At 61.1% G+C, this 25,147-nt stretch carries 18 protein-coding genes, 1 tRNA gene and 2 pseudogenes; 4 read left to right on the forward strand and 17 right to left on the reverse strand.

Translation table 11 applies throughout. From position 1 onward, the window contains the following. Positions 1 to 158: 158 nt before the first annotated feature. The 4 genes from ACSQ9D_RS14765 to ACSQ9D_RS14780 form a co-directional block, all read right to left on the reverse strand. Positions 159 to 235, reverse strand: a tRNA-Met gene (locus ACSQ9D_RS14765). Positions 236 to 344: 109 nt separating this feature from the next. After that, entirely contained in the window at positions 345 to 1,544 is a 1,200-nt protein-coding gene (gene mnmA / locus ACSQ9D_RS14770; RefSeq protein WP_436282841.1) for a tRNA 2-thiouridine(34) synthase MnmA, read from the reverse strand. A 182-nt stretch (positions 1,545 to 1,726) separates the two neighbouring features. After that, complete coding sequence (gene chrA, locus ACSQ9D_RS14775) at positions 1,727 to 3,136, reverse strand: chromate efflux transporter (RefSeq protein WP_436282842.1); 1,410 nt, start codon at positions 3,134 to 3,136, stop codon at positions 1,727 to 1,729. A gap of 1 nt (position 3,137) precedes the next feature. Further along, positions 3,138 to 3,953, reverse strand: coding sequence for a chromate resistance protein ChrB domain-containing protein (locus ACSQ9D_RS14780; RefSeq protein ID WP_436282843.1), 816 nt, complete (start codon positions 3,951 to 3,953; stop codon positions 3,138 to 3,140). A gap of 263 nt (positions 3,954 to 4,216) precedes the next feature. Here ACSQ9D_RS14780 and ACSQ9D_RS14785 point away from each other — a divergent pair, with 263 nt between their 5' ends. After that, a complete protein-coding gene (locus tag ACSQ9D_RS14785; RefSeq protein WP_436282844.1) occupies positions 4,217 to 5,425 on the forward strand; it encodes an MFS transporter in 1,209 nt (402 codons plus the stop codon). A 91-nt stretch (positions 5,426 to 5,516) separates the two neighbouring features. On the opposite strand, the gene ACSQ9D_RS14790 is transcribed toward ACSQ9D_RS14785, so the two are convergent. Continuing rightward, on the reverse strand, positions 5,517 to 5,876 hold the full coding sequence (locus ACSQ9D_RS14790) for a DUF2798 domain-containing protein (protein WP_436282845.1): 360 nt from the start codon (positions 5,874 to 5,876) through the stop codon (positions 5,517 to 5,519). A gap of 106 nt (positions 5,877 to 5,982) precedes the next feature. Further along, the gene (locus tag ACSQ9D_RS14795) at positions 5,983 to 6,753 is read right to left on the reverse strand and encodes a siderophore-interacting protein (protein WP_436282846.1); all 771 of its coding nucleotides are present in this window, start codon (positions 6,751 to 6,753) and stop codon (positions 5,983 to 5,985) included. 256 nt (positions 6,754 to 7,009) lie between these two features. Here ACSQ9D_RS14795 and ACSQ9D_RS14800 point away from each other — a divergent pair. Next, positions 7,010 to 7,312, forward strand: a pseudogene (locus ACSQ9D_RS14800) (O-methyltransferase); the annotation flags it as partial. Between the two features lie 25 nt (positions 7,313 to 7,337). Here the strand turns inward: ACSQ9D_RS14800 and ACSQ9D_RS14805 are convergent. Continuing rightward, positions 7,338 to 8,471 (reverse strand): TDT family transporter, encoded by a 1,134-nt coding sequence (locus ACSQ9D_RS14805; protein WP_436282847.1) that lies wholly within the window; start codon positions 8,469 to 8,471, stop codon positions 7,338 to 7,340. A gap of 116 nt (positions 8,472 to 8,587) precedes the next feature. Here ACSQ9D_RS14805 and ACSQ9D_RS14810 point away from each other — a divergent pair, with 116 nt between their 5' ends. Continuing rightward, on the forward strand, positions 8,588 to 9,487 hold the full coding sequence (locus ACSQ9D_RS14810) for a LysR family transcriptional regulator (RefSeq protein WP_436282848.1): 900 nt from the start codon (positions 8,588 to 8,590) through the stop codon (positions 9,485 to 9,487). Here ACSQ9D_RS14810 and ACSQ9D_RS14815 read toward each other — a convergent pair. Both ACSQ9D_RS14815 and ACSQ9D_RS14820 read right to left on the reverse strand, forming a co-directional pair. Further along, entirely contained in the window at positions 9,458 to 11,548 is a 2,091-nt protein-coding gene (locus ACSQ9D_RS14815) for a putative bifunctional diguanylate cyclase/phosphodiesterase (protein WP_436282849.1), read from the reverse strand. The two genes, ACSQ9D_RS14810 and ACSQ9D_RS14815, sit on opposite strands and share 30 nt — an antisense overlap. 169 nt (positions 11,549 to 11,717) lie before the next feature. Beyond that, entirely contained in the window at positions 11,718 to 12,140 is a 423-nt protein-coding gene (locus ACSQ9D_RS14820; protein WP_436282850.1) for a MerR family transcriptional regulator, read from the reverse strand. Positions 12,141 to 12,211: 71 nt separating this feature from the next. Here ACSQ9D_RS14820 and ACSQ9D_RS14825 point away from each other — a divergent pair, with 71 nt between their 5' ends. After that, the gene (locus ACSQ9D_RS14825; protein ID WP_436282851.1) at positions 12,212 to 14,452 is read left to right on the forward strand and encodes a heavy metal translocating P-type ATPase; all 2,241 of its coding nucleotides are present in this window, start codon (positions 12,212 to 12,214) and stop codon (positions 14,450 to 14,452) included. A 62-nt stretch (positions 14,453 to 14,514) separates the two neighbouring features. Here ACSQ9D_RS14825 and ACSQ9D_RS14830 read toward each other — a convergent pair. The 8 genes and pseudogenes from ACSQ9D_RS14830 to ftsH form a co-directional block, all read right to left on the reverse strand. After that, a pseudogene (locus tag ACSQ9D_RS14830) lies at positions 14,515 to 15,693 on the reverse strand (transporter substrate-binding domain-containing protein). Positions 15,694 to 16,355: 662 nt separating this feature from the next. Further along, positions 16,356 to 16,514, reverse strand: coding sequence for an entericidin (locus ACSQ9D_RS14835; protein WP_436282852.1), 159 nt, complete (start codon positions 16,512 to 16,514; stop codon positions 16,356 to 16,358). 137 nt (positions 16,515 to 16,651) lie between these two features. Beyond that, a complete protein-coding gene (serA, locus tag ACSQ9D_RS14840) occupies positions 16,652 to 18,247 on the reverse strand; it encodes a phosphoglycerate dehydrogenase (RefSeq protein WP_436282853.1) in 1,596 nt (531 codons plus the stop codon). A gap of 86 nt (positions 18,248 to 18,333) precedes the next feature. Beyond that, entirely contained in the window at positions 18,334 to 19,512 is a 1,179-nt protein-coding gene (locus ACSQ9D_RS14845) for a phosphoserine transaminase (protein ID WP_436282854.1), read from the reverse strand. A 150-nt stretch (positions 19,513 to 19,662) separates the two neighbouring features. Beyond that, positions 19,663 to 20,463 (reverse strand): outer membrane protein, encoded by an 801-nt coding sequence (locus tag ACSQ9D_RS14850; RefSeq protein WP_436282855.1) that lies wholly within the window; start codon positions 20,461 to 20,463, stop codon positions 19,663 to 19,665. 183 nt (positions 20,464 to 20,646) lie between these two features. Further along, complete coding sequence (locus ACSQ9D_RS14855; protein ID WP_436282856.1) at positions 20,647 to 21,414, reverse strand: outer membrane protein; 768 nt, start codon at positions 21,412 to 21,414, stop codon at positions 20,647 to 20,649. A gap of 179 nt (positions 21,415 to 21,593) precedes the next feature. Next, a complete protein-coding gene (gene glmM, locus ACSQ9D_RS14860) occupies positions 21,594 to 22,946 on the reverse strand; it encodes a phosphoglucosamine mutase (RefSeq protein ID WP_436282857.1) in 1,353 nt (450 codons plus the stop codon). A 238-nt stretch (positions 22,947 to 23,184) separates the two neighbouring features. Next, a complete protein-coding gene (gene ftsH / locus ACSQ9D_RS14865; RefSeq protein WP_037126814.1) occupies positions 23,185 to 25,116 on the reverse strand; it encodes an ATP-dependent zinc metalloprotease FtsH in 1,932 nt (643 codons plus the stop codon). Between the last annotated feature and the right edge of the window lie 31 nt (positions 25,117 to 25,147).

Raw genomic sequence — 25,147 nt, forward strand, 5'->3', positions numbered from 1 at the left:
CGCGAATGCCGGCGGGTTTTTCGTGTTGCATCCGTGTTGCAAGTCATAAACTGCAACACGTTGAAAAGCCCGGAAATGGGCCGTTATAGCACGCAACACTGCAACACGGACCAGGCAGCCAATAATTACAAATTATGTAATAATTTCAGTTAGTTGACTGGTAGCGGAGGAGGGATTTGAACCCCCGACACAAGGATTATGATTCCTCTGCTCTGACCTACTGAGCTACTCCGCCACTGGTCAACGGTGCCATTCGCGATGCGGCGGCCCGTGGGATGAGCGGCTTATAAGGTGCGCTTCGGCTTTGTGTCAAGCGCATGATCGAGAAAATACCACAGGCTTTTTCAAGCTGCGACCGGGCTCGCTAGCAGGGCCTTCAGCGAGGCTTCCGCCGCCGGTTCGCGCTCGGAACGCTCGATGAAACCACCGCCGTAAACGCGGGCGTCGTCGCCATGCGCCGAATAGAGTGCGCAGGCCTGGCCCGGCGCAACGCCAGCTTCCCCGATCGCGAGGTCGACGTAGATGCCGCTCGCATCGGCATGCAGGACAGCGGGTGTCGGGGCCCGCGTCGAGCGGACCTTGGCAAAGCATGCGAAGCCTTCTCCCGAGGCAGCCTCGGCAAGCGGCTCGTCGCCGAGCCAGTTGACATCCCGCAGATAGACGCGGTGCGTCTCCAGCGCCTCCCTCGGCCCGACGATGACCCGGCGAGACCGGGCATCGAGATAGACGACATAGAGCGGTTCGCCAGCGGCAATGCCGATGCCGCGGCGCTGGCCGATGGTGTAGTGTAGGATGCCTTCATGCTGGCCCAGCACGCGGCCGTCGAGATGGACGATCTCGCCTGCGAGCGCCGCATTCGGCTTCAGCTTGTTGATGATGTCGGAGTATTTTCCCTGCGGCACGAAACAGATGTCCTGGCTGTCAGCCTTCTTGGCGACAACAAGGCCCATGTCTTCGGCAAGCTTACGGGTTTCGGCCTTGGGTAGGCCGCCAAGCGGAAAGCGCAGGTAGTCGATCTGCTCCTGCGTCGTCGCAAACAGGAAGTAGCTTTGGTCGCGATCGGCATCGGCGGGACGATAAAGCGCGCGGCGACCGGGATTGCCAGATGCCGGATTGGACCGCGAGCGAATGTAGTGGCCAGTTGCCAACGCGTCGGCACCGAGCTCCTTGGCCGTTGCCAGGAGATCCGCGAACTTGACGGTCTGATTGCAGGAAACGCAGGGGATGGGCGTCTCGCCGGCCACATAGCTGTCCATGAAGGGATTGATCACAGTGTCGCGGAACCGCTTCTCGTAGTCCAGCACATAATGGGGAATACCAAGTGTCTCGCAAACACGACGGGCATCGTCGATATCTTGACCGGCACAGCAGGAACCGGCGCGGTGAACGGCCGCGCCATGATCATAGAGCTGCAGCGTAATGCCGAGCACGTCATAGCCCTGGCGTTTGAGAATACCTGCCACCACGGAGCTATCGACGCCGCCGGACATGGCGACGACAACGCGGGTATCTTCCGGCCTCTTGTCAAAATCCAGTGTGTTCACGGGTGGCTGCCAATTCTAAGCTTGCTGCGATCCGCCCATCAGAGTCGGCGGATTTGGTGTGTCCGAGCGGGATCGGCCGCCGGACTTTCGTTGCCGAGGATATAGAAAGGATTGGGTTCCTGCGCAAGAGGCGGGGGATTTGCGGGCATCTCGGCGCAGATTTCAACCCTTACGCAATCGCTTCAGAGTATCCCGAACAGCTTCCACGCCATCCCAGCGGCGGCACATCCGAACAGTGTGGGAATAACCGACATCCTGAACCGGAAGATCGCAACAGCGGCGGCAATACTGAGAACGAGCGATGGCAGTGCCGGCGACGACCACACGGGCAGCTCTATCCATATAGGGCCGAGCCGATGGATGCGCGCCTCGGTGAACAGGAAGTGCAGGCCGAACCAGATCGCGAGGTTCAGAATAACGCCGACCACGGCAGCGGTGATGGCCGACATGGCGCTCGCGAGCGCCGCATTGCCCCTGAGCTTTTCAATGAAAGGCGCACCGAGAAAAATCCAGAGGAAGCACGGCACGAACGTCACCCAGGTCGTAAGCATCGCAGCCAGCGTAGCGGCTGTGATCGGATCGAGGGTCCCCGGGTCGCGATAAGCGCCCATGAACCCCACGAATTGGAGAACCATGATCAGCGGGCCTGGCGTCGTCTCGGCCATGCCGAGCCCGTCGAGCATCTCCGTCGGCCGCAGCCAGCCGTAGTGCTGCACCGCCTCCTGCGCGACATAGGCGAGCACGGCGTATGCGCCACCGAAGGTCACCACGGCCATCTTGCTGAAAAAGACGCCAATCTGCGTGAACACGTCATCTCCGCCGCGGAAGACATAAAGCAGCAGAAGCGGCCCGAGCCAAAGCGCAAGCATGACAGCCGAAATCTTGAGCGACCACAACAGGTTCGGCCGCGCATGGACCGGTGTTTCCTCGCCAAGCGCGGAGTCTGCATCGGCAAGAACACGACCGGTCGTGGCCTTGTGGCCATTGCCTGTCTGGAAGAGCCTCGAGCCGGACTTGGCCCCCGCTAGGCCTATGATCGCGGCGACCAGAATGATCAGCGGGAACGGGACATGAAAAACAAAGATCCCCAGGAAGGCCGCGGCCGCGATGGCGATCATGGCCGGGTTCCGGAGCGCCCTGCCCCCGATCCGAATGACGGCTTGCACGACGACCGCAAGCACGGCGGCCTTGAGGCCGAAGAACATGCCTTCTACGGCGTCGACGTTTCCAAACACCACGTAGACGTAGCTGAGGGCAAGGATGGACAGGAAGCCGGGCAAAACGAAAAGGATGCCGGCCACAAGCCCTCCTGCCGTCCTGTGCATAAGCCAGCCGATATAGATGGCGAGTTGTTGCGCCTCGGGCCCAGGCAACAGCATACAATAGTTGAGAGCGTGCAGAAAACGCTGTTCGCCGATCCACTTCTTTTCGTCGACGACGATCCTGTGCATGACGGCGATCTGCCCGGCCGGGCCGCCGAAACTCAGCGCCGCCACGCGCAACCAGACGCGAAACGCCTCGCCGAAGGAGATGCCGTGGCTCATGACGCCCGCCGTTCCCTCGGCGGGCGTATCTGTGACAAGGTTGGCCATCTCAGCTTCCCTTCTTCGCGGAGGGCCAATTGTGGGTTTCCTCGGTCGCGTCCCGGCACCATCGGTAGAAAGCATCGTACAGGGTCATGCCTGCGGCCAATTGCTCGAGGTCGTCGGCAAACATCCGCGAGAGCCCGAGCGAGGCCGCCAGTAATCCCGCCGCTTCGGGCGCGAGATCAAGCCTTGCGGTATCTGCAGCCCTGACGATCGTAGCAAGCCTAAGGAGCGGCCCGGATTGAAGGGCGAATTCCTCCACCATGATATCGAACGAGCATCGATCGCCGCGGTGGCTCCAGAAGACATCCTCGATGTCGAAAGGTGTTGCCCCGAAACGGTCGGCGACCATAAGCACGTCCGCGGCAGGAACGAACAGAAAGACCGCGGACGGATCCACGAAGCGGCGGATCAACCAGGGGCACGCTATACGGTCGATCTTCGGGCGGGCGCGAGTGACCCAAACCGTCCGCCCCTTGGCGTCGCGAGGCGGCAGCTTCTCCTCGGGCACGGCGACCCCGCCTGCCTTGATCCATGCCTCGAACCCGCCCTCGAGCGTTTCGGCCTGCACGCCCATGACACGAAGATGCGCGGCAACGCCGTGGCTGAGCTTGGCGCCATGGTGGCAGACGATGACGGCCGGGCCGTGGATTTCAGCACCCCATTCGTCCACATCCTTGAATGGCCTGCGGATCGAACCGGGGATGAGACGAGGATCGGCGGAAAAGTCCTCGTCATTGCGCACATCGATCAATACCGGTGCACCCGGCGTGCCGATGAGGCGGTTCAGTTTATCGGTTGAGATTTCGGTGAATGACGGCATCGCGCGTCCTCCGTTTTAGCGGCTTCGTTGGACGCGACTCTTCGGCTGGCGCCTCGTGGGGTGATCGCGACCCCATGAACCATATGATCCACGGTGGGTCGGGTATGTCAACACCTTCCAACTGCTTGCGCTGCCGGACAATTGAGATGTAACGACTGAACCACAGGGCGAAGCCGCAGCAGCCAAGCTGAAGGACCTTCAGGTCGCCGTCAGATTTGAGAAGCAGAAGACCCATGGCGGGTAGTTTGTGAAAGGTAGTTCGAATGGTCGACGTCGCCGGCTCAAGACCCTCGGCCCTGCGGGCGATCCCGAAAGGCGTCTGGGCTCTTGGCTTCGTCTCCCTGTTCATGGACATCTCCTCCGAGATGATCCACGCGCTGCTTCCGGTCTACATGGTTGCCGTCCTCGGTACTTCGGCATTTGCGGTCGGGCTGATCGAAGGCATTGCCGAGGCGACCGCCGCCATCACCAAGGTGTTTTCCGGAGCACTGAGCGATTGGCTTGGCAAGCGAAAGCTGCTTGTGGCCCTGGGCTACGGCATGGCTGCGTTGATAAAGCCCGTCTTTCCCTTGGCACCATCGCTTGGCTGGCTGGTGGCAGCACGTTTCATAGACCGCGTCGGCAAGGGCATCCGCGGCGCGCCACGCGACGCCCTGATCGCCGATATCAGTCCGAAGGAAATCCGTGGCGCAAGTTTCGGTCTGCGCCAATCGCTCGACACGGTCGGCGCATTCCTTGGGCCGGCGCTGGCTCTTGTTTTGATGTGGTGGACCGCCGACCACTATTCGACAGTCTTCTGGATCGCGGTCATCCCGGCGTTCTGCTCCGTCGCGATTATCCTCTTTGTCGTCAAGGAACCGCAGCGGACCGAGCAGCGCCGCATTCGGGTCCCGTTCCACCGCTCGGAGCTGGTCCAGTTGCCTGCGATCTACTGGCTGGTCGTTGCCGTTTCGGCAGTATTCACCCTTGCGCGGTTCAGCGAGGCCTTCCTCATTCTCGACGCTCAACAGATGCGGCTTCCCGTCATGTTCGTGCCGGTCGTACTGATCGTCATGAACATTGCCTATGGGTTGTCGGCCTATCCGGCAGGCGTCATGGCGGACCGCGTTGACCGGATAACTCTGCTGATTGTCGGCCTGGTGCTTCTCGTTCTCGCCGACCTCAGCCTTGCGCTCCTTCCCGGATTGGCGGGCCTCGGGATCGGGGTACTGCTGTGGGGTCTCCACATGGGATTTACGCAAGGGTTGTTGGCCGCCCTTGTTGCGGATGCCGCACCCGCCGAACTGCGCGGAACCGCCTTCGGCATCTTCAACCTGATTGCGGGTACCGCGCTTCTCGCAGCGAGCGTGCTTGCCGGTGCCCTTTGGGACTGGGGCGGACACCAGATGACCTTCTTCGCCGGCGCGGCCTTCGCTTTGCTCGCCGGCCTTTCGCTGCTGCCGCTGAGAAAGCGACTAAGAAGTGCTTCGTAAAGCCAGAGCTGGCGATCCGGCGTATTGGATAAATGATGAAAATCCGCGTGCGCGGTAGCGAACACGCGGATCGGCGATCATCGACTGCCGATTATCCGGCCGGCGATCTTGAAGGAAGCTTGCCCACGAAAATCGACAAGCAGAATGCAATCGCCCAGGCCGTGAAAAATGCCTTCAGCCATTCGTGCAGCCATTCTGCTGTCGGCCCGAGCGTCAGGAGACTGAACAGTCCCGTCATGCAGAAGGCCATCATGCAGGCGATCAGCAGTCGGGCGATCAGCAGGGTTTTGGTATCGGTCGTTGTCGTTCTCCACGTGGGAGGCGGACTGCGCCAGAAGCGTTCTCCAAAGACACAGGCACCACCTCTCAGTAAGGTCAGGTGCCGTGGGTTCGCCTTTGGCGACCAATTCCCGCTGGTGCGAGGGGCCGGAATAACCAACCGGCCGATCATTTTTCGGCCCGCTCTGGTTATTGCGGCATGTCGAGTCCGTCAATCGACAGGGCCAAAGGAACAGTGAGCCGTCGCCTCACGCGCTCGCTCGCTTCGCAGCCCGATCCTAGTCGAACTTCTCAGTCGTATCTGCCTTCCCCTTCACCCAATAGCCGGACGCCTTGATCCAGTGCAGCGGATAGCCTCTCTCGGCGACCAGATACTCGCGAACGGCGCGCGTGACCGAAGCCTCTGCCGCGACCCAAACGAAGGTCCCGGGCTCGATGTCCATGTTGCGCAAGATTCTCAGCAGCGGCCCGGCGTCCGTCGCATCCGAAAGAGGACGGTCCGCCCAATGCAAATGCAGGTCCGCCTTGGTTTCGAAGATCTGCCTCTCTGCCGGACCGGCCACCGCAGCGATCGCGGTGATTACTGTACCGGTGTCGCATTCTTCGATCCGGCGTCCCATCGCCGGCAAGGCAGTCTCATCGCCGATCAGCAGCCACCGGGTCACGCTGGCGGAGACCACCGCCGAGCCTCGCGGCCCACCGATGGCTAGCGTATCGCCCCGGGATGCATCGATCGCCCATTGGGTCACCGGACCCGCCTCATGCAAGGCAAAGTCGATCGTCAATGTGCGGGCATCGTTGTCGTACCGCCGAGGCGTGTAGTCGCGGCGCGCTTCGCCCTCGGCCGCGGGTACGAAAATCTTCACGTGATCGTCGGGCGCTAGGCTGACGAAGTCCGCGAGATCGTCACCCGTGAGGACGATGCGGCGCATGCCCGGCGTGATATCGGTGACTTCGGCGACCATCAGGGAGCGGCGACGCAGCTCATGGCGAACCCGTTCGATCTGTGGAGCCGGCAGGCTGTGAGTTGGGTTTTGATTGTTATCCATCGTGTCCTTCAGAGGCTCTTTGCCTCGATCCGCAGGACACAGTCGCGCAGATCGAAGCCGCAGAGCCGTTCGATCATACGCGTTGAGTGACGTTAACGCTTACGTGACCGAGAGATGCTCGGCCATTGACGAACCCGATGTAATCGACATCTCAAGGCCGTGCAACAACCGCCGGCGGCAAATGTCGATTGTTGCGAAAGTTTAACTTTCATGCGGGCGTCAGCCGGTCAAGACTTCCCGGGCGGCGGCCGCTCAAGTGGAGGCTGGACTTGCCGATTGGATCGATTTCAGGATCGGTGACGCGGTGCAGATGATCAGTGAGCTCACGGATGGCATCGACCTTGTCCTGGTGGATCTCTGGAAGGACTTGTACCTGCCATGCCTGGAGGCCTTTTACCCCAAGCTCAATCCCAGCGCGATCGTCGTTGCCGACAACATGCTGCGTCCGGGCGACGAGAACGTCAGGCAGTATGGCGCAGCTATCCGGGCCAAGCCGGGCATTACCAGTGTGCTTCTGCCCGTCGGTGGCGGCATCGAGGTCAGCCGCTTCGGTGGGTGAAATCGAAACCGGCGGTGCGGGCCATTCAAGCCTGATCGGCAAGGCTTGGATCGGCAAAAAGCGTGCCGTCAGCAGCCCCGAAACAGGTTCTGATGGCAACCACGATCCAGATCCCCGACAGCGCGACGACCAGAACTCCGCCAAAGATGGCGATCGCCGGGAGATGAACCGCCGCCGCCAGGCGCAGCGTGGCAACCGCATAGACTCCGATCGGGAAGGTATATCCCCACCAGCCGAGATTGAACGGGGGGCCGTTCGGCAGGTAGCGCGCAGTTGTGGCGAGCGCTATGCCCAGCCACCACAAGCCATAGGCCCAGAGCAGGATTGCGCCGAGGAGGGCGGCACCGGACATTGCACCGGCGAAGACGCCGAGACCGTTGGCGATAAGCACCGCGTTCCCGTTCAGGGTAAAAAGGATCAGTCCGAGCGCGCCGGTCCCGATCGGACCGAGCGACAGGAAAGCGGTCGACGCCATGTGAGCCGGCGGCAGCTTGTGGAGGACCATGCGCAGGAAGAGGATGGTGAGCAGCCCCAGCGCCAGCGGCACCGAACAGGCCCAGAGCACGTAGCTCGCAAACAGCACCGTCATCTGGTCACTCGCGCCGGGAATATGCGGAAGAAGCAGGCCGCCGCTTGCCGCGGTCACTTCGCAGGCAACGATCGGCAACAGCCAGATCGCACTCATCTCTTCGAAGACATGGTTCTGCCGGGTGAACATGGCAAATGGGATGGCCAGTCCGGCAAGCACGGCGAGCGCGGCATCAAGCCACCAGAGGCCGATGGCGACGGGAACGGCCGCTTCGCCAAACCGCGTCAAGCCGAAGATGACCGTTCCGTTGACGATCGTCGCAAGTCCCATGGGAATGCACCCGAAGAACATCGATACGACGGGGTGTGAGAAAGCGCGCAAGGCCTCGCGCGGGTGTCGGATCCATTTTCCGGCATAGAGGATCGAAAGACAGGCAAACAGCACGATATTCGAGAGCCATAGAACCTCCCCGGCCGCAACCAATGCCAGTGCATTCGGGAACTGTGCGAGACAGGTGGCAAGAATGCCTGTGCCCATCGTCGCCGCGTACCAGTTCGGCGTAAAATGCAGGACGCACCGGCGTCCTTCCGATTGCGTGGGTCGAATGCCTAGGACGGTGAATGCGGTCATGGCCATATCCTTAAGAAGTCGTCCATCGATACGCCCACAGATCAATCGATTCCAACGAATTGTAATTCTAGTTACGTTCGATAAAATCGAATGATCGAGCCACAGCGAATGATCCCTTGACCCTCGAGCAGCTTCGCATTTTCGTGGAGGTCGCCGCCCGCCAGCACATCACCCAGGCAGCGGCCCACCTCAACATGACGCAATCGGCCGTCAGCGCCGCAATCACTGCGCTTGAAAGCAGGCATCACGTTGCGCTGTTTGATCGCGTCGGACGCTCGATCGTGCTGAACCAGACCGGACGCGTGTTCCTCAAGGAGGCGCAAGCCGTCCTTTCGAGCGCGCGCGCTGCCGAAGCCGCTTTGATGGATCTGTCGGGTCTCATGCACGGTGAACTGTCGATCATGGCCAGCCAAACCGTCGCCGGCTATTGGCTGGCCCCACGTCTCGCGGACTATCGCAACCTCTACCCCGGCATCGCGCTCAAGGTTCTCATCGGCAATACGGAGGAAGTCACCGACGCCGTAGTGCAGGGAAGGGCAGAGATCGGCCTCATCGAATGGCCGCAGGAACGCCGGAGCCTGTCGGCCAGAAGGATTGCCACTGACGAGATGATTGTGATCGTCGCGCCTGGACACCCCTGGGCCGACGGCAAACCGCTAACCGTCGACGACTTCCCGAAGACGGCTTGGATCCTGCGCGAGACCGGTTCGGGAACCCGCCGCGCATTCGAGAGCCTACTGGAAACTGCCGGGTTGACGGCCGCCGCGCTGGATATTCCAATGTCGCTGCCGGGCAACGAAACGGTGATCGGCATCGTTGAGGCTGGACTAGGGGCAACGCTGATGTCACGAAGCATCGCCGCCCCTTTCCTCCGGGCTGGAACTCTCAAGGAGGCGAACATCCCGCCCCTGCCCCGCCCGTTCTTTCTGCTGCGCCATCAGGAACGCTATCGCAGCAAGGCTGCCGACACCTTCGATGCGATGATTTCAGCCACGGGCTCCGACAAGCAAGGGTGAGGCGTCGCCTTCGATCAGAGCCTGCGCCTCGGCCTGCAGCATCGGCCTGCCAAGCAGGAAGCCTTGCACCTCGCTGAAGCCTTCGGCGCGCAATTTCTGCAACTGCTCCTCGGTCTCGATCCCTTCCGCAAGCGTCGTTGCGTTGAAGCCGGAGCCGATACCGACGACCGCACGTACGATCGCCAGATTGCCGGGATCCGTTTCGATGCCAGAGACGAAGCTGCGGTCGAGCTTGATCTTGTCGAAGGCAAAGGCCCGCAAGTAGCTGAAAGACGAATAGCCGGTGCCGAAATCGTCAATGGCGATGCGGATGCGAAGTTCCTTCAATGCCCGCAGCAGCGGCAGGCTTTGCTCGACGTCGGCAAGGAAAACGGATTCGGTAATCTCGATCTCGAGGCGTTCTGGACGAAGGCCGGTCTCGTCGAGTGCGGAGACGACCATCGCAAGCAGGCCGTTGTGCCGGAACTGGCACACGGAGAGATTGACCGCGATCTTCAAATGATTGGGCCAGGCAGCCGCCGCCCGGCAGGCTTCGCGCAACACCCACTCGCCGATCTGGATGATGAGGCCAGTTTCCTCTGCGAGGGGTATGAATTCCATCGGCGGAATGAGCCCTCGGACGGGATGGCGCCAGCGGATCAAGGCCTCGAAGCCCGCCAAGCCATCGTCATCAAGTTGCACGATGGGCTGGTAGTGAAGTTCGAACTGGCCCTTTAGTAGCGCCTCGTGAAGTTCGGACGTGAGCATGTGCCGGCGCTCTGCTTCCAGACGCATCTCCGGCAGATAGAAGCGGTAGGTCGAGCGGCCGCTCTCCTTGGCTGCATAGAGCGCAAGGTCCGCGTTCCGCATCAGGACATCGTCGTCCTCGCTATGTTCAGGCGCAAGCGCAATGCCAATGCTACAGGTGACGTGCTCGTTGACGCCGTCGAGATCAAACGGGGTCGATAGCGATCTGAGCAGACGTTCGGCAAAGCGTTCGATGCTCTCGCGTCGCTCCAAGCGCAGAAGCAGCGCGAATTCATCGCCGCCGAGGCGAGCGACGAGATCGCCGTCTGCCACCAGTTGCATCAGACGTGCCGCGACCTGGCAGAGCAACGCATCGCCTGCCGCGTGGCCCTTGCTGTCATTGATGTGCTTGAAATGGTCGACATCGAGGTAAAGCAACGCCAGCGGGTGTTCCGCCGTGGCGATCGCTGCTTCCCGCTGGATATGATCGGCAAAGAATGCCCGGTTCGGCAGGCCGGTCAGTGCATCATGCATTGCCATGTAGGCGAGACGTGCCTCGACCGACCGCTCCTCGGTCACGTCCTGGGAAATGCCGAGCACATAGCGCGGCGCACCGCCATCCGGTGCGGGAAGTGCACGCTTGATCGTCCGCAGGATCCGCGGCGCCCCATCGGCGCGCTGCATCGTCTCCTCGAAGCTGATGGTTGCTCCGGCCCCAAGAGCCCTAGAGTCCTGCTCGCGAAAAATGGCCGTTTGCCTGTCGTCGAATAGGATGCGATCGCTCTGGCCGACAATGTCTTTCGGGTCATAGCCGACGATGCCGCCGCAAGCCTCGTTGAAAAGGATGTAGCGGCCGTCTTCGTCCATGTCCTTCACGAAGACGCCGACGGGCAGGTTGTCGACGATGCTGTCTAGCATCGAGCGCGTGTCGCTCACCTGCCGCTGGGCTGCGTTGACCTCGGTCCGGTCCTGAACGATCGCGAGGATCGCATCCCGCCCGTCAAAACGAACCGCCCGCCCATAGGTAAGGACTTCCAGGGTGTGGCCATTGGCTTTCACGTGCGTCCAGCGCTCGGCGCGTTCCATGTCGGTTCGGCGCTGCACGGCATCGAGCATTCGCTTGCGCTCCTGCTCCGGCCTGATGTCGAGGACCGTCATGCGCGCATAGTCCTGGCGCGAATAGCCATAGAGATCGACAGCAGCGTTGTTGACGATCAGGAAGCGAAGGCTGCCGGGGTCGTAAACCCACATCGGCGAGGGATGGGTTGCAAACAGCGACTGAAAATCGTCGTTCGGCGCATCGATCGGAAGAAGTGCTTTCTGAAGACCGGTCATGAGGAAATCACATGAAATAATGGCGGCGGATCGACAGGTTATAGACAGAAAAGCTAAATAAAATCAGAATCATAGTGCGCCCAAACTTTAGGCGAAACGCCTTTGGATTGTGCAGTATATCTTCCGGCTCTGTTGTCGTTTCTTTGGCTTATCGATCCGGCATCCATCGTCAGTGACGGGCGTGACTGCACTGACCGTGATCCGCCAGAACCTCGATGACCCGGCACTGATCGACGCGACCATGACCGCAGCCTTCCACCATCAGTTCCAGTTCCGCCTTCAAGGCCATCAGGCTTCGGATTCTCTGCTCGACTTCGACGAGACGGGCCTTGGCGATCGCGTCCGCAGAAGCGCAGGACTGATGTGGATCGTCCTGCAGTGTCAGAAGCGCGCGGATCGCTTCCACCTCGAAACCAAGCTCGCGAGCATGGCGGATGAAGGCGAGCCTGCGCAGATCTGCGGGTTCGTACGCGCGTTGATTGCCCTCGCTGCGGTTTGGCTCCGGCAGGAGGCCGATGCTTTCGTAGTAGCGGATCGTCGGTACCTTAACGCCGCTTTTTCGGGAGGCCTCGCCGATCGTGATCTTTTTCATGATTTTCCTCTTGCACCTCTAGTCGCTAGAGGATGTAGGAAGGATGCTTCTGTCTGACAAGGAAGCGGATCATGGGTGAAACGGTGGAGAAGCGTTACAGGGTTGGCGGCATGGATTGCGCCGGCTGCGCAGCCAAGATCGACACGGCCGTCCGGCGTATGCCAGGCGTCGAAGACGTTTCGGTCTCAGTGACGGCAGGAACGATGACGGTGCGCCACGATGGCAACAGCGACCCTGTCGCGATCGAAAGGAAAGTGGCGAGCCTCGGCTATGCCGTCTCGCAGGTCGCCGGAAGGTTGCCGGCCCAAACACCACCGGCAAATCATGCACACCAGCACCACGACCACACTGACCATGATCATGCCAACCACGATCACACAGGTCACGAACATACCGAGGAAAAGGCGACGGACGCACTTCAGGGCCTCCACGGTCACGACGTGACAATGGCCGGACCTTGGTGGCAAAGCAAGAAGGGCCGCCTGACAATCCTTTCCGGCGCAGCGCTCGTTGTCGCCTACGTCATTGGTCACCTCGTGCCGGCAATTGCGCCCTATGCATTCATCGTGGCAATGCTCGTCGGGCTTGTTCCAATCGCTCGGCGCGCCGTCGCCGCCGCCTTCGCAGGCACACCCTTCTCGATCGAAATGCTGATGACGATCGCGGCGGTCGGCGCGGTGATCATCGATGCAGGCGAGGAAGCCGCGACAGTGGTCTTCCTGTTCTTGGTCGGCGAACTGCTGGAAGGCGTCGCCGCCGGCAAGGCGCGCGCGAGCATCCAGTCTCTGACGAGCCTGGTTCCGAAGCGTGCCTTCCTCGAAGAGGCTGGTACGACCCGGGAAGTGCCGGCCGAGAGCCTCGCCGTCGGTTCGACCATTCTCATTCGTCCGGGCGACCGCATCGCGGCTGATGGCACCATTCTCTCCGGCGAGAGTGCAATCGACGAAGCGCCGGTCACCGGCGAAAGTACGCCAGTGCGCAAAGGCGATGGCGACATGGTTTTTGCCGGCACCGTCAACGGTGACGCAGCGCTTCGGGTAAAGGTGACGGCCGCGGCAGCCGACAATACGATTGCACGCGTCGTCCGTCTCGTGGAGGAGGCGCAGGAATCCAAGGCGCCGACGGAGCGCTTCATCGATCGTTTTTCTCGCTATTACACGCCTGGCGTCGTCGTCGTTGCAGCCCTCATCGCAATCCTGCCACCGCTTCTTGCAGGCGGCGCCTGGGACGAGTGGATCTACAAGGGCCTCGCGATATTGCTGATCGGTTGCCCCTGCGCCCTGGTGATTTCGACCCCGGCCGCAATTGCCGCCTCGCTGTCTTCGGGAGCGCGCCGTGGCCTGCTGCTGAAGGGCGGCGCGGTCCTCGAGACGCTTGGCAAAGTCACCGCCGTCGCTCTCGACAAAACAGGCACGCTGACGGAAGGCAAGCCGCAGGTGACTGATGTGATTGCGTTCGGACAGGACGAAGCCGAAGTCCTCAAATATGCCGCCGCCCTTGAGACTGGGTCTAGCCATCCGCTGGCGCTGGCGATCCTGGCAAGGGCAACGGCCGCGGCGATCACGCTCCCCGCAACGACAGACGCCAAGGCTCTAGGGGGCAAAGGCATTACCGGGACGGTCGAGGGCCAGCCGGTGTTCTTCGGCTCTCCCAAGGCCGCCGGCGAGCGAATTCCTCTTACGGCCGATCAGACGGCGCGCATCACGGCGCTCAACGACGATGGAAAAACGGTCTCGGTGCTCGTCGTCGGCGACACGCTGGCAGGAGCCATTGCCATGCGCGACGAACCGCGTGACGACGCCAAGTCCGGCCTTGCGGAATTGACGGAGGCAGGCATCAAGATCGTCATGCTCACCGGCGACAACCGCCGCACCGCTGAGGCCATTGGCAAGCAGCTCGGCATCGAGGTGCGCGCCGAGCTGATGCCGGAGGACAAGCAGCGCATCGTGAACGAGCTGAAGCGTGATGGTTCGATCGTTGCCAAGGTCGGGGACGGTATCAACGACGCTCCGGCGCTAGCTACAGCCGATGTCGGTATCGCCATGGGCGGCGGCACCGATGTGGCGCTCGAAACTGCCGACGCCGCCATCCTGCATGGCCGGGTCAGCGATGTTGCGGCATTGATCGCGCTTTCCAAGCGCACCATGCGCAACATCGTCGAAAACATCACCATCGCGCTCGGCCTGAAGGCCGTGTTCCTGGTGACCACCATCGCTGGTATCACCGGCCTATGGCCCGCGATCCTGGCCGACACCGGTGCCACGGTACTGGTCACCATCAACGCGCTGAGACTGCTGAAACCGGCCAAATAAGGATCGCCGGTCCCGCGCCCATCCACAGCGAGCGTCGGTCACGGAGACATCGGTCGTTCGTTCTACCGTTTCTCTCCGAGGTACTGAAACAGTGTCCGCCTCCAACGCTGGTCGTGGATTGCCTCGAGGACGGCGACGTCGATTGCCTTGCGATACGGGCGGCCGAGCGGCATGGCAAGCCCGTAGCTCTGCGGTTCGAAGTCGATATCCAGGACTTGCACGGTGCTGGAGAAATGTTGCTCCACTGTCCAGGCGAGAAGCGGCTTGTCGTACACGAAGGCATCGATCGATCCGGCTTCGAGCGCCTTGAGCCCGTTGTCAACCTTTGCAAACGTGCGATGCTTGATGCGCTCGCCGTCCAGGAAGCCGATGGTTGCCGAGTTGGCCAGCGTCCCGACGCGCACGCTCGGCAGGTCCTCCACGCCGTTGACCAGCCCGCGCATCTGCCTGGTCGTCAATGCGGAAGTGACGCTGGCAGTAAAGACCGCGATCGTGATGATCGAGACCACCATCCAGATAATCGCGAGCGCCCTGCCCGCGATCGTGATCGGTCCGCGATGTCCGGTGCTGGCTTGCGTCATTGCCTCCGCGGACCACCAAATGCTCGCGCCCAATCCGCGTCCCACCGGTCCTCCGAAGTCGTCGTTATGGCGCCGCTCAAACAGCCATACCAGCGCGCCGACGAGCAGCGAGATGCCGATCAGCGCTCCCGCCGCCTGCAGGAAGCCCGCTGAGATCATCGTCCGGACGATTTCGCGCCACACCGACACGCTGTTGACGGATACCGCGATCCCCAGGCCGGTATCGTAGAAAGGCTGGCTGAAATCCACGCTGCGTTCGCGTTCGGCCGTGATCGTGATCGCCGCCACGGAAACATCTTAGTCGCCCCGCGACGTCGCTTCGATGAGCTTCTGGACATCAGGTTCTTCGGAGAGACGAAATTGCAGTCCGAGCTTCTGTGCAACCTCGCGCCAGAGCTCGATGGAAATGCCGCTCCAATTGCCGTGAGCATCCTTCATCGCGAAGGGCGGTGCCTCCTTGGTACCGATAACAAGCTCTCGCTGAGGAAAGTCCTGCCTATTTGATTGCTGCGGCATCTGGCCGTAGACACTGCCTTCACCAACCGCAGCTGCGCCGATCGCCGCGAGGCCAATTAGCGCGCGCCCGACATAGCGGAGCGCGCCGTGCAGCCAATTACGTCCGCTGCTCGCGTCAAACACTGCAAGGGAGACTGCCATCATACCCGTTCCACCAGCCTCCAACGTCGAAAAGAACCGCCCGCAGGGGCCGCCCAGTCCGCCGTGATCGCCGGCTGGTCACCCCGGTTGGGCGGCGGTCCGAAGCGAGCCACGGAAGAGCGTAAATTGGAAGTACGTTACGGTAAAATTGCTCTCAGCTTCACGGCGTTCGTGCGCCTGCAAACCTCTTGCGCCGTTTACCTTCGGAATTTGCACGCGGCCCGGAACATTTTGCGCGCTAGGGAGTTAACGTTAAGAGGAGGAGTAACATGACGAATGACTTCAACAAACCAAACCCGATGAATACCTCAGCGTCCAAGAGCAAGACGCTATGGATTGTTTTAGCAGCCATTGTCGTTATCGTAGCTCTAGCAGCCACTTACTGGCCGAGATCACAGAGCAGCTCGACCGCGACAGCTCCGAACGCACCGGCTCCGACCGCTTCTGAGCCAGCTTCGCCGCCACCCGCATCGACTGCACCGGCAACAGCGCCGGCAGCTAATCCGCCAGCAGCGAATCCGGCCGCTGACGCTCCGGCAACTCCTGCGGCTCCTGCGGCTCCTGCGGCTCCTGCCGCTCCGGCTCCTGCGAACCCGCAGTAATTTCGAGCCCGCTTGCTCAGGCGGGCTTTACTGCTTCCCCAGAATAGAGGCCGGCTGTTCGACTTAGTTCGCGCCGGCCTTGAGGACACGATGCGTGCTGGCATCGAGCGCATTGCCCGCCTCCCTGCCGTCCTTGGCAAGACCATTCGCCGTGTTTGCGCAGGATGAGAGGCCGATTAGCGATGCAAGCGCAATGGCGATAGCGACGGCTGACTTTGTCATGGAAGCTCCCGAATTGACCGTGAAAGAACGATAGTCGCCCGCGTGACAGTGATCAACTCGGACGACCGAGAGCCAAAACGAGAAAACCCGGCGTAAGGTTCCCACGCCGGGTTTTCTGATTGCCTTGGGAGCAAAACTCAATCGACCGCAAAGACCAGCGGCTTTGCCTGGCGGATCGCCGTGTTCGCCGTCAGCTTGGCAAGCACCTCATCGCCAATCGGACCATCGACGTAAAGCAGCGCGATCGCATCTCCACCCTGCTTGTCACGGCCGAGTTGGAAATTCGCGATATTGACGCCGGCGGCGCCAAGCGTCGTGCCGATGAAGCCGATCATGCCGGGCACATCGGTGTTGGTGATGTAGACCATGTGCGAGCCGACGTCGGCATCGAGGTTGATACCCTTGATCTGGATAAAGCGCGGCTTGCCGTCCGAGAACACCGTACCAGCGATGGAACGGGTCATCGAGTCGGTCTTGACGGTCAACTTAATGTAGCCGTCGAACACGCCGGTCTTGTCCCGCTTGACCTCGGAGAGCACGATGCCCTTTTCCTTGATCATGATCGGCGCGGAGACCATGTTGACGTCGGCAACCTGCGTGCGGATCAAACCGGCAAGCAGTGCGCTCGTCAGGGCGCGCGTGTTCATCGTGGCCGTCGCACCGTCGAAAAGGATCTCGATTTCCTTGATCGGCTCTTCGGTAACCTGGCCGACGAAGGCGCCGAGAACGTCGGCGAGCCGGATGAACGGCTTTAGGATCGGTGCTTCTTCCGCCGTGATCGACGGCATGTTGATGGCGTTGGAAACGGCACCCTTCACCAGGTAGTCCGACATCTGCTCGGCAACCTGCAGCGCTACGTTTTCCTGTGCTTCCGTGGTCGATGCGCCGAGATGCGGTGTGCAGACGACGTTCGGCAGGCCGAAAAGCGGGCTTTCCTTGGCCGGCTCGACTTCGAAGACGTCGAAGCCGGCACCGGCGACATGGCCGGACTTGATGGCTTCGGCAAGGGCCGCCTCGTCGACGAGACCGCCACGAGCGCAGTTGATGACGCGAACGCCGGGCTTTGTCTTCGCAAGGTTTTCAGCGCCGAGAATGCCGCGCGTCTTGTCCGTCATCGGCACGTGCAGGGTGATGAAGTCGGCCTTGGCCAGCAGCTCGTCGAGCTCAACCTTGGTGACGCCCATTTCCTCGGCGCGTTCCTTCGAGAGGAAGGGGTCGTAGGCCAGAACGTGCATCTTCAGGCCGATGGCGCGCGCGCAGACGATCGAGCCGATATTGCCGGCACCGATGACGCCGAGCGTCTTGCCGGTGATTTCGACACCCATGAACTTCGACTTTTCCCACTTTCCGGCCTGCGTCGAGGCATCGGCAGCCGGCATCTGGCGGGCGACCGCGAACATCAGCGCAATGGCATGCTCGGCCGTGGTGATCGAGTTGCCGAACGGCGTGTTCATGACGATGATGCCGCGGCGCGAGGCGGCCGGAATATCGACATTGTCGACGCCGATGCCGGCGCGGCCGATGACCTTGAGGTTGGTCGCAGCGGCGATCAGCTTCTCCGTCGCCTTCGTGGCGGAGCGGATGGCGAGACCGTCGTAATTGCCGATGATTTCGGCGAGCTTGTCCTTGTCCTTGCCAAGCTGCGGCTGGAAATCGACTTCGACGCCGCGATCACGGAAGATCTGGACGGCGGTTTCCGACAGTTCGTCGGATACGAGAACGCGAGGTGCCATTGGGGGCTTCCTTCAAAAATGTTCAGCGATGGATGAAATCAGAAATGCGAGGCTCCGCCCGTTCGGCGGAGCCGGATGCGATCAGCTCAGGCAGCAGCCTGGGAAAGCGTTGCCTTCTGCGTCTCGAAGGCCCAGGAAAGCCACGGCATCAGCTTCTGCATGTCGGCGGTTTCGATCGTGGCACCGGCCCAGATGCGCAGGCCCGACGGCGCGTCGCGATAATGGCCTATGTCGTAGGCCACACCTTCCTTGTCAAGCAGGCTGACGATCCCTTTGGCGAAGTTCGCCTGGCCATCGGCATCGAGCGCCAGAACGTCCCTGTCGACGATCTTCAGGCAAACGGAGGTGTTGGAGGCCGTCTCCGGCTTCACGGCCAGGTTGGCGATCCAATCGTTGGCAGCCACGAAATCGGCGATGACCTTGGCGTTCGCATCGGCGCGGGCCATCAGGCCCTTGAGACCGCCGACCTGCTTCGACCACTGCAGCGCATCGACATAGTCTTCGACGCAGAGCATCGAAGGCGTGTTGATGGTTTCGCCGCTGAAGATGCCTTCGATCAGCTTGCCGCCCGAGGTCATGCGGAAGATCTTCGGCAGCGGCCAGGCCGGTGCGTAGTTGAGCAGACGCTCGACGGCTCGCGGCGACAGGATGATGACGCCATGTGCGCCCTCGCCGCCCAGAACCTTCTGCCAGGAGAAGGTGACGACATCGAGCTTGGCAAAATCGAGGTTCTGCGCGAAAGCGGCAGAGGTCGCGTCGCAGATCGTCAGGCCCTTGCGATCGGCCGGGATGAAATCGGCGTTCGGAACGCGCACGCCCGAGGTCGTGCCGTTCCAGGTGAAGACCACGTCGCGGTCAAAATCGATGGTCGAAAGATCCGGCAGCTCGCCATATCCGGCTTCGATCTTGCGAACGTCCTTCAGCTTCAGCTGCTTGACGACGTCGGTGACCCAGCCCGCGCCGAAGCTTTCCCAGGCGACCATGTCGACGCCGCGCTCACCGAGGAGCGACCAGAGCGCCATTTCGACAGCTCCAGTGTCAGATGCGGGAACGATGCCGATGCGGTAGTCGGCCGGCACTTCCAGAATTTCACGGGTAAGATCGATGGCCTGCTTCAGCTTCGTCTTGCCGATCTTCGCACGGTGCGAACGGCCAAGGGCCGCGTCGGAAAGAGCTTCGAGCGTCCAACCGGGGCGCTTCGAGCAAGGGCCAGAAGAAAAATGAGTATTGTTCGGACGTACGTCCGGCTTTGCGGTCTTCGCCATGTGCTATCCTTCCAGATAGATAGCTCCTCGTTGGGGAGGAGTGTCCCGCCGCCGTCGTTATAGGGCGGTGAGATCGAAGTCAAGCAGTCGGCGTCGCAACGAGAGAAATTTTTGGCGTGTACGCGGCATTGCGTCGCGGATCAGCCGACCCTACCAGCCAGCGATGCGCAGGCCGATGCGGACTTCGTGCCGGGTCATCCCGTCATCGCGCCCGCTTGCCGAGGAGGGACCTGTAAACATGCTGCCGCCGGCAATATCGGAAAAGCGATAGCCAAGATCGACCTTGATGTTGTCGGTGACTTCATAGCTGACGCCAACCATCAGTGCATAGGTGAAGCGCCAGCTGTTTTCTCCGTTGAATTCTTGCGGGGCGAAGGTCGCTCCCGCGCATGTCGAGGCGCCGTCGACGCAGTCCGGTTGGGAACTCACACTCCCCCATCTGACATTTGTTATCCCGACGCCGGCACCGACATAGGGGGTGAAGCCGGCAACGGTCGCAAGGTCGGCATAGCCGTTTGTCATGATGCCATACGCCCGAACATCGGCACGCGTGCCGTAGGCGCAACCGGTTCCGATAGGAGCGGAGGCCGCACAAGGCAGATCGAGGCGTGCTGTACCGGTAAAATCGCTTCTGAAGAAATCTGTCGTTAAATCAGCACGCCAGATGTCGGTGAATTGATAACCGATCCCGACGCCACCGGAAACGGGCTGGGAAAAGCGCGCCGGATCGAACTCGCCGGCGTCGGCACCACCGAGGTGATAGGTTGGCTTTTCGTTGCCCGTCCAGGGCGCATAGCCGAGATCACCCCGAAGATACCATCCGGTCGTCATTGAGCCGTCGGCGATGCTAACCTCCGGTACGTCCGTGATGAGCGGTTCTTCCGCCGCCACCGGACTGCCGAGCAGCACAAGGCTTGCTACAGTGGCGAGGATCACTTTGGACGATTTCATTGGAAATTCCCGGCCGGGCAAGACAACGCCCGCATGACTGACTAGGCGGACATTATTCCAGCGAGATGCTAACGCGCGGTTAACCATATTTGTTAACTGCGGTCAGCGTTCGGCCGATGCGAAAAAGGCTGCCGTGAAGGCAGCCTTGCAAGTGAGAACTCACACAACGAAGAACGTGGCTGGCTATTGCAATGAGTAGCGCAAGGCGAGCTTGAAATCGTGCGAAGTAATGTTGTCGAAATGCATCGGCCCAGTGTTCACCGTGTTGTCATATGAGTGGATCCGGCCGGTCTGTGCATCGCCTAGATCAAGGTAGGTATAACCGAAATCGACGGTGAGACGATCTGTCACTTGATAGCCGAGACCCGCATGCAGCGCCCAGGCAAAGTTCCAGGTCGAGTCGCTGTCGGCATAAGCAACCCCCTGGGTCGGGACGTTGACGTCCCTGAAACCGGAGATAGTGTTGCGGGAGGTACCGACACCGGCCCCGACATACGGTGTAATGCCGTACCAGGTGCCTAGATCGACATAGGCGTTGGCCATCAGCAGCCATTCCGACTTGGCACCGTCGTAATCATTCGTGGCATCCCAAACAGCCGTCCCCGTTGCATCGGTGTGCCCATAACGATCGAGTGCGGAGAAGTCGGCTTTGCCGCGATACTGGACGATCGCGTCGGCGCGTAGCCACTGGTTGAATTGATAGCCTACGCCCAATCCACCAAGCGGCGCGCTGTCGAAGCCGCCATCGTCCAGAAATTCATGGAGCTCCACGTCGTCAAACAATTCTTGCTGCAACCCGCCAAGGCGCTGGTTGCTCATGCCCAATTCGCCGCGCAAATACCATCCGCCGAACACAGGCGCCGGTGCCGGCGGATCGACATAGAGATCGGCCGCGAGAGCTGGGGCAGTTCCCAGCACCACCGCTGCCGCGGCAATCAAAAATCTCTTCATAATAATTCTCCAGGAATACAAATAATCCGCGTGTCAGTCGACCGCATCCGGCTCTTATTCGTCCCGAAGTCTTACAAATCAGAGTTAATGTCCGATTAAATTTACAAGATGTTCATCATGGCCTTATGCAAAAAAATGCATAGCGGGGTCGAATCGACATCCGCCATGCACGGCCGCCTTCACGCCGCGTCGCGCACCCCACCGATCACGCCAGTCAGATCATTGACGATGCGTTCAATCTGGGCGCGGTCGTCGCCCTCGGCCATGACCCGGATCAGTGGCTCGGTGCCGGACGGACGGATGACGAGGCGGCCGTTCTTGGCAAGCTCGGCCTCCGCATCGGCGATCGCCTTCTGCACCCGGATATCCTCCAGCGGCTTGCCGCCGGAAATGCGGACGTTGCGCAGCAGCTGAGGCACCGGATCGAAGCGACGGCAAACTTCACTCACCGTCTTGCCGGTCCGCTTGACCGCAGCAAGGATCTGCAAGGCGGCCACCAGACCGTCGCCAGTCGTGCCGTAGTCGGACAGCACGATGTGGCCGGACTGCTCGCCGCCGACATTGTAGTTGTGCTGGCGCATGTGTTCGACGACGTAGCGGTCACCGACCATCGTACGGACAAGACCAAGTCCCTTATCGCCGAGGAAGCGCTCCAGCCCGAGATTCGACATGACGGTCGCGACGATACCGCCGCCGCGAAGCTGCTGGTTCTCGGCATAGCTTTCGGCGATAACGGCCATCAGCTGGTCGCCGTCGACGACCGCGCCGTTCTCATCGACGATGATGACGCGGTCGGCGTCGCCATCGAGCGCAATGCCGATATCGGCGCGCACTTCGTCGACCTTCTTTTGCAGCGCGACCGGGCTCGTGGAGCCACAATTGAGATTGATGTTCGTGCCGTTCGGCTCGTTGCCGATGGTCACGACGTCAGCGCCGAGCTCCCAGAGAACGGCGGGCGCCACCTTGTAGGCCGCCCCGTTTGCGCAATCGATCGCGATCCTCAGGCCCTGCAATGTCACGTCGCGCGGCAGCGTGCGCTTGGCATGCTCGATATAGCGGTCGTGCACGCCATCAACGCGCTTGGCGCGGCCGATATCGTCGGCCTTGGCAAGCTGCGTCGACAGATCCTTTTCAAGCAGATCCTCGATCTGCGATTCCAGATCGTCGGACAGTTTGTAGCCATCAGGCCCGAAGAGCTTGATGCCATTGTCCTGATAGGGATTGTGGGAGGCAGAAATCATGACACCGATGTCGGCGCGCAGAGACCGCGTCAGCATGGCCACGGCCGGAGTCGGGATAGGACCGAGAACAAACGCATCCACGCCGGCAGCGGTGAAGCCGGCGACCATCGCGTTTTCCAGCATGTAGCCCGAAAGGCGCGTGTCCTTGCCTATGACGACGCGGTGACGGTGGTTGCCTCGGCGAAAGATCGTCCCAACTGCAATGCCGACCCGCATCGCGAGATCCGGTGTCATCGGGAACACGTTGGATTGACCGCGAATGCCGTCCGTACCGAAATAGCGTCTTTTCATATGCACCCCTGTGCCTTGGCGCGCCTTCAGGCTGCGCATTATTACTTGCAAAAATCACGCCGCCACAGGCGGAATGTCGCTACAAGGGCCTCGAATGAGACCTCCCTATGTCACCGGCATGACATAAATCGCCGTGACCATCACGTAAATTAGCAAGAAAACCCATTACATCGCGTTACCGACGCAAAAGGCCGGAGTCCAGAATGGACCCCGGCCTTTCAGTCATTTTCGAGAGAAATCAATGTGGCTGCGGCTCCAGGCCAGCTTCCGGCTCGTCGCCCTTTGTCGCCGGCCGCGTACCGGTCTTCGGCACAGCCGAACCCCGGCTGGGCGGCGCATCGTCGCCGAGATCGCGGGAAGGCTTCTCGCCACGAATCAGCGCCTTGATTTCTTCGCCAGTTAGCGTTTCGTATTCGAGGAGCCCTTCGGCGATCGCGACGAACTCGTCGTGATTTTCCGTCAGGATCTGGCGTGCCTCGGCGTACGCTTCCTCGATCAGTCGGCGCACTTCGCTGTCGATCTTCTGCGCCGTGGATTCGGAGACATTCTTCGACTGCGAAACGGAATGGCCGAGGAACACCTCCTGCTGGTTTTCGCCATAGGCGACCTGCCCGAGCACGTCGGAGAAGCCCCACTGGGTGACCATGGCGCGGGCAAGCTTGGTGGCCTGCTCGATATCCGAGGATGCACCCGAGGTGATGTTTTCCTTGCCGAAGGTCAGCTCTTCGGCAATGCGCCCGCCCATCATGATGACGAGGCGCGAGACCATCCACTTGTAGCTCATCGAGTAGCGGTCGCCCTCGGGGAGCTGCATGACCATGCCGAGCGCACGGCCGCGCGGGATGATCGTTGCCTTGTGCAGCGGATCGGCAACCGCAACCTTGAGCGCGGTGATGGCATGACCGGCTTCGTGGTAAGCTGTCAGCTTCTTTTCGGCTTCGGTCATGGCGGACGAGCGACGCTCGGCACCCATCATGATCTTGTCCTTGGCGTCTTCGAATTCCGCCATGGTGACGACACGCTTGTTGCGGCGCGCAGCCATCAGGGCAGCTTCGTTGACGAGGTTCATCAGGTCGGCACCGGAGAACCCAGGCGTACCGCGAGCCAGAACCTTGAGATCGACATTCGGCGCCAGCGGCACGTTGCGGGCATGCACCTTGAGGATGCGCTCGCGGCCGACGATGTCGGGGTTTGGAACGACGACCTGACGGTCGAAACGGCCCGGACGCAGCAGCGCCGGATCGAGGACGTCGGGACGGTTCGTCGCTGCAATCAGGATGATGCCTTCGTTTGCTTCGAAGCCGTCCATTTCGACCAGCAGCTGGTTGAGCGTCTGCTCGCGCTCGTCGTTACCGCCGCCGAGACCGGCGCCGCGATGACGACCGACGGCGTCGATTTCGTCAATGAAGATGATGCAAGGCGCATTCTTCTTGGCCTGTTCGAACATGTCGCGGACGCGGCTTGCGCCGACGCCGACAAACATTTCAACGAAATCGGAACCCGAGATCGTGAAGAACGGAACGTTTGCTTCGCCAGCGACAGAGCGAGCGAGCAGCGTCTTTCCGGTGCCCGGAGGGCCAACCAGTAGTACGCCGCGCGGAATCTTGCCGCCGAGGCGTTGGAACTTCTGCGGATCGCGCAGGAATTCAACGATTTCCTCGAGGTCCTGCTTGGCCTCATCGACGCCTGCAACGTCATCGAAGGTCACGCGGCCATGTGCTTCGGTCAATAGCTTGGCCTTGGACTTGCCAAAGCCCATCGCGCCGCGCGAACCGCCCTGCATCTGCCGCATGAAGAACAGCCAGACGCCAAGGATCAGAAGCATCGGCAACAGCGTGCCTATATAGCTCAGGAAGCCCGACGAACCATCGGTTTCCGGGCGCGCGGAGACGAGAACGTTCTTCTGCTGCAGGCGATCGAGCAGGTTGTCGTCGACGACAGGCGTATAGGTCTGGAAGGTGGTGCCATTTTCAACATAGCTACCGGAGACGCGGTTGCCCGTGACGACGACTTCCTTGACGCGGCCCGCATCCACTTCCCGCAGGAACTGCGAGTATGGGATTTCGCGGGAGCTGGTCTGCGCCGGCGACGTCTGGAACATGCTGAACAGAGCAATCAGCAGCAGCGCTATGATTGCCCACAAGGCGAAATTACGTAAGTTAGGGTTCATCGAACTCCCCAGCACTGGAACAGCCGCCTCA

Origin of the sequence: Rhizobium sp. LjRoot258, from assembly GCF_964254185.1 — a bacterium.
In the GTDB taxonomy this organism is placed as follows: Bacteria; Pseudomonadota; Alphaproteobacteria; order Rhizobiales; family Rhizobiaceae; genus Rhizobium.

Bases quoted from the DNA above. Each gene is read 5' to 3' on its own strand.
- chrA (WP_436282842.1), bottom strand. From the start codon at position 3,136: ATGGCCAACCTTGTCACAGATACGCCCGCCGAGGGAACGGCGGGCGTC.
- ACSQ9D_RS14780 (WP_436282843.1), bottom strand. From the start codon at position 3,953: ATGCCGTCATTCACCGAAATCTCAACCGATAAACTGAACCGCCTCATC.
- ACSQ9D_RS14785 (WP_436282844.1), top strand. From the start codon at position 4,217: ATGGTCGACGTCGCCGGCTCAAGACCCTCGGCCCTGCGGGCGATCCCG.
- ACSQ9D_RS14790 (WP_436282845.1), bottom strand. From the start codon at position 5,876: ATGATCGGCCGGTTGGTTATTCCGGCCCCTCGCACCAGCGGGAATTGG.
- ACSQ9D_RS14795 (WP_436282846.1), bottom strand. From the start codon at position 6,753: ATGGATAACAATCAAAACCCAACTCACAGCCTGCCGGCTCCACAGATC.
- ACSQ9D_RS14805 (WP_436282847.1), bottom strand. From the start codon at position 8,471: ATGACCGCATTCACCGTCCTAGGCATTCGACCCACGCAATCGGAAGGA.
- ACSQ9D_RS14815 (WP_436282849.1), bottom strand. From the start codon at position 11,548: ATGACCGGTCTTCAGAAAGCACTTCTTCCGATCGATGCGCCGAACGAC.
- ACSQ9D_RS14820 (WP_436282850.1), bottom strand. From the start codon at position 12,140: ATGAAAAAGATCACGATCGGCGAGGCCTCCCGAAAAAGCGGCGTTAAG.
- ACSQ9D_RS14825 (WP_436282851.1), top strand. From the start codon at position 12,212: ATGGGTGAAACGGTGGAGAAGCGTTACAGGGTTGGCGGCATGGATTGC.
- ACSQ9D_RS14835 (WP_436282852.1), bottom strand. From the start codon at position 16,514: ATGACAAAGTCAGCCGTCGCTATCGCCATTGCGCTTGCATCGCTAATC.
- serA (WP_436282853.1), bottom strand. From the start codon at position 18,247: ATGGCACCTCGCGTTCTCGTATCCGACGAACTGTCGGAAACCGCCGTC.
- ACSQ9D_RS14845 (WP_436282854.1), bottom strand. From the start codon at position 19,512: ATGGCGAAGACCGCAAAGCCGGACGTACGTCCGAACAATACTCATTTT.
- ACSQ9D_RS14850 (WP_436282855.1), bottom strand. From the start codon at position 20,463: ATGAAATCGTCCAAAGTGATCCTCGCCACTGTAGCAAGCCTTGTGCTG.
- ACSQ9D_RS14855 (WP_436282856.1), bottom strand. From the start codon at position 21,414: ATGAAGAGATTTTTGATTGCCGCGGCAGCGGTGGTGCTGGGAACTGCC.
- glmM (WP_436282857.1), bottom strand. From the start codon at position 22,946: ATGAAAAGACGCTATTTCGGTACGGACGGCATTCGCGGTCAATCCAAC.
- ftsH (WP_037126814.1), bottom strand. From the start codon at position 25,116: ATGAACCCTAACTTACGTAATTTCGCCTTGTGGGCAATCATAGCGCTG.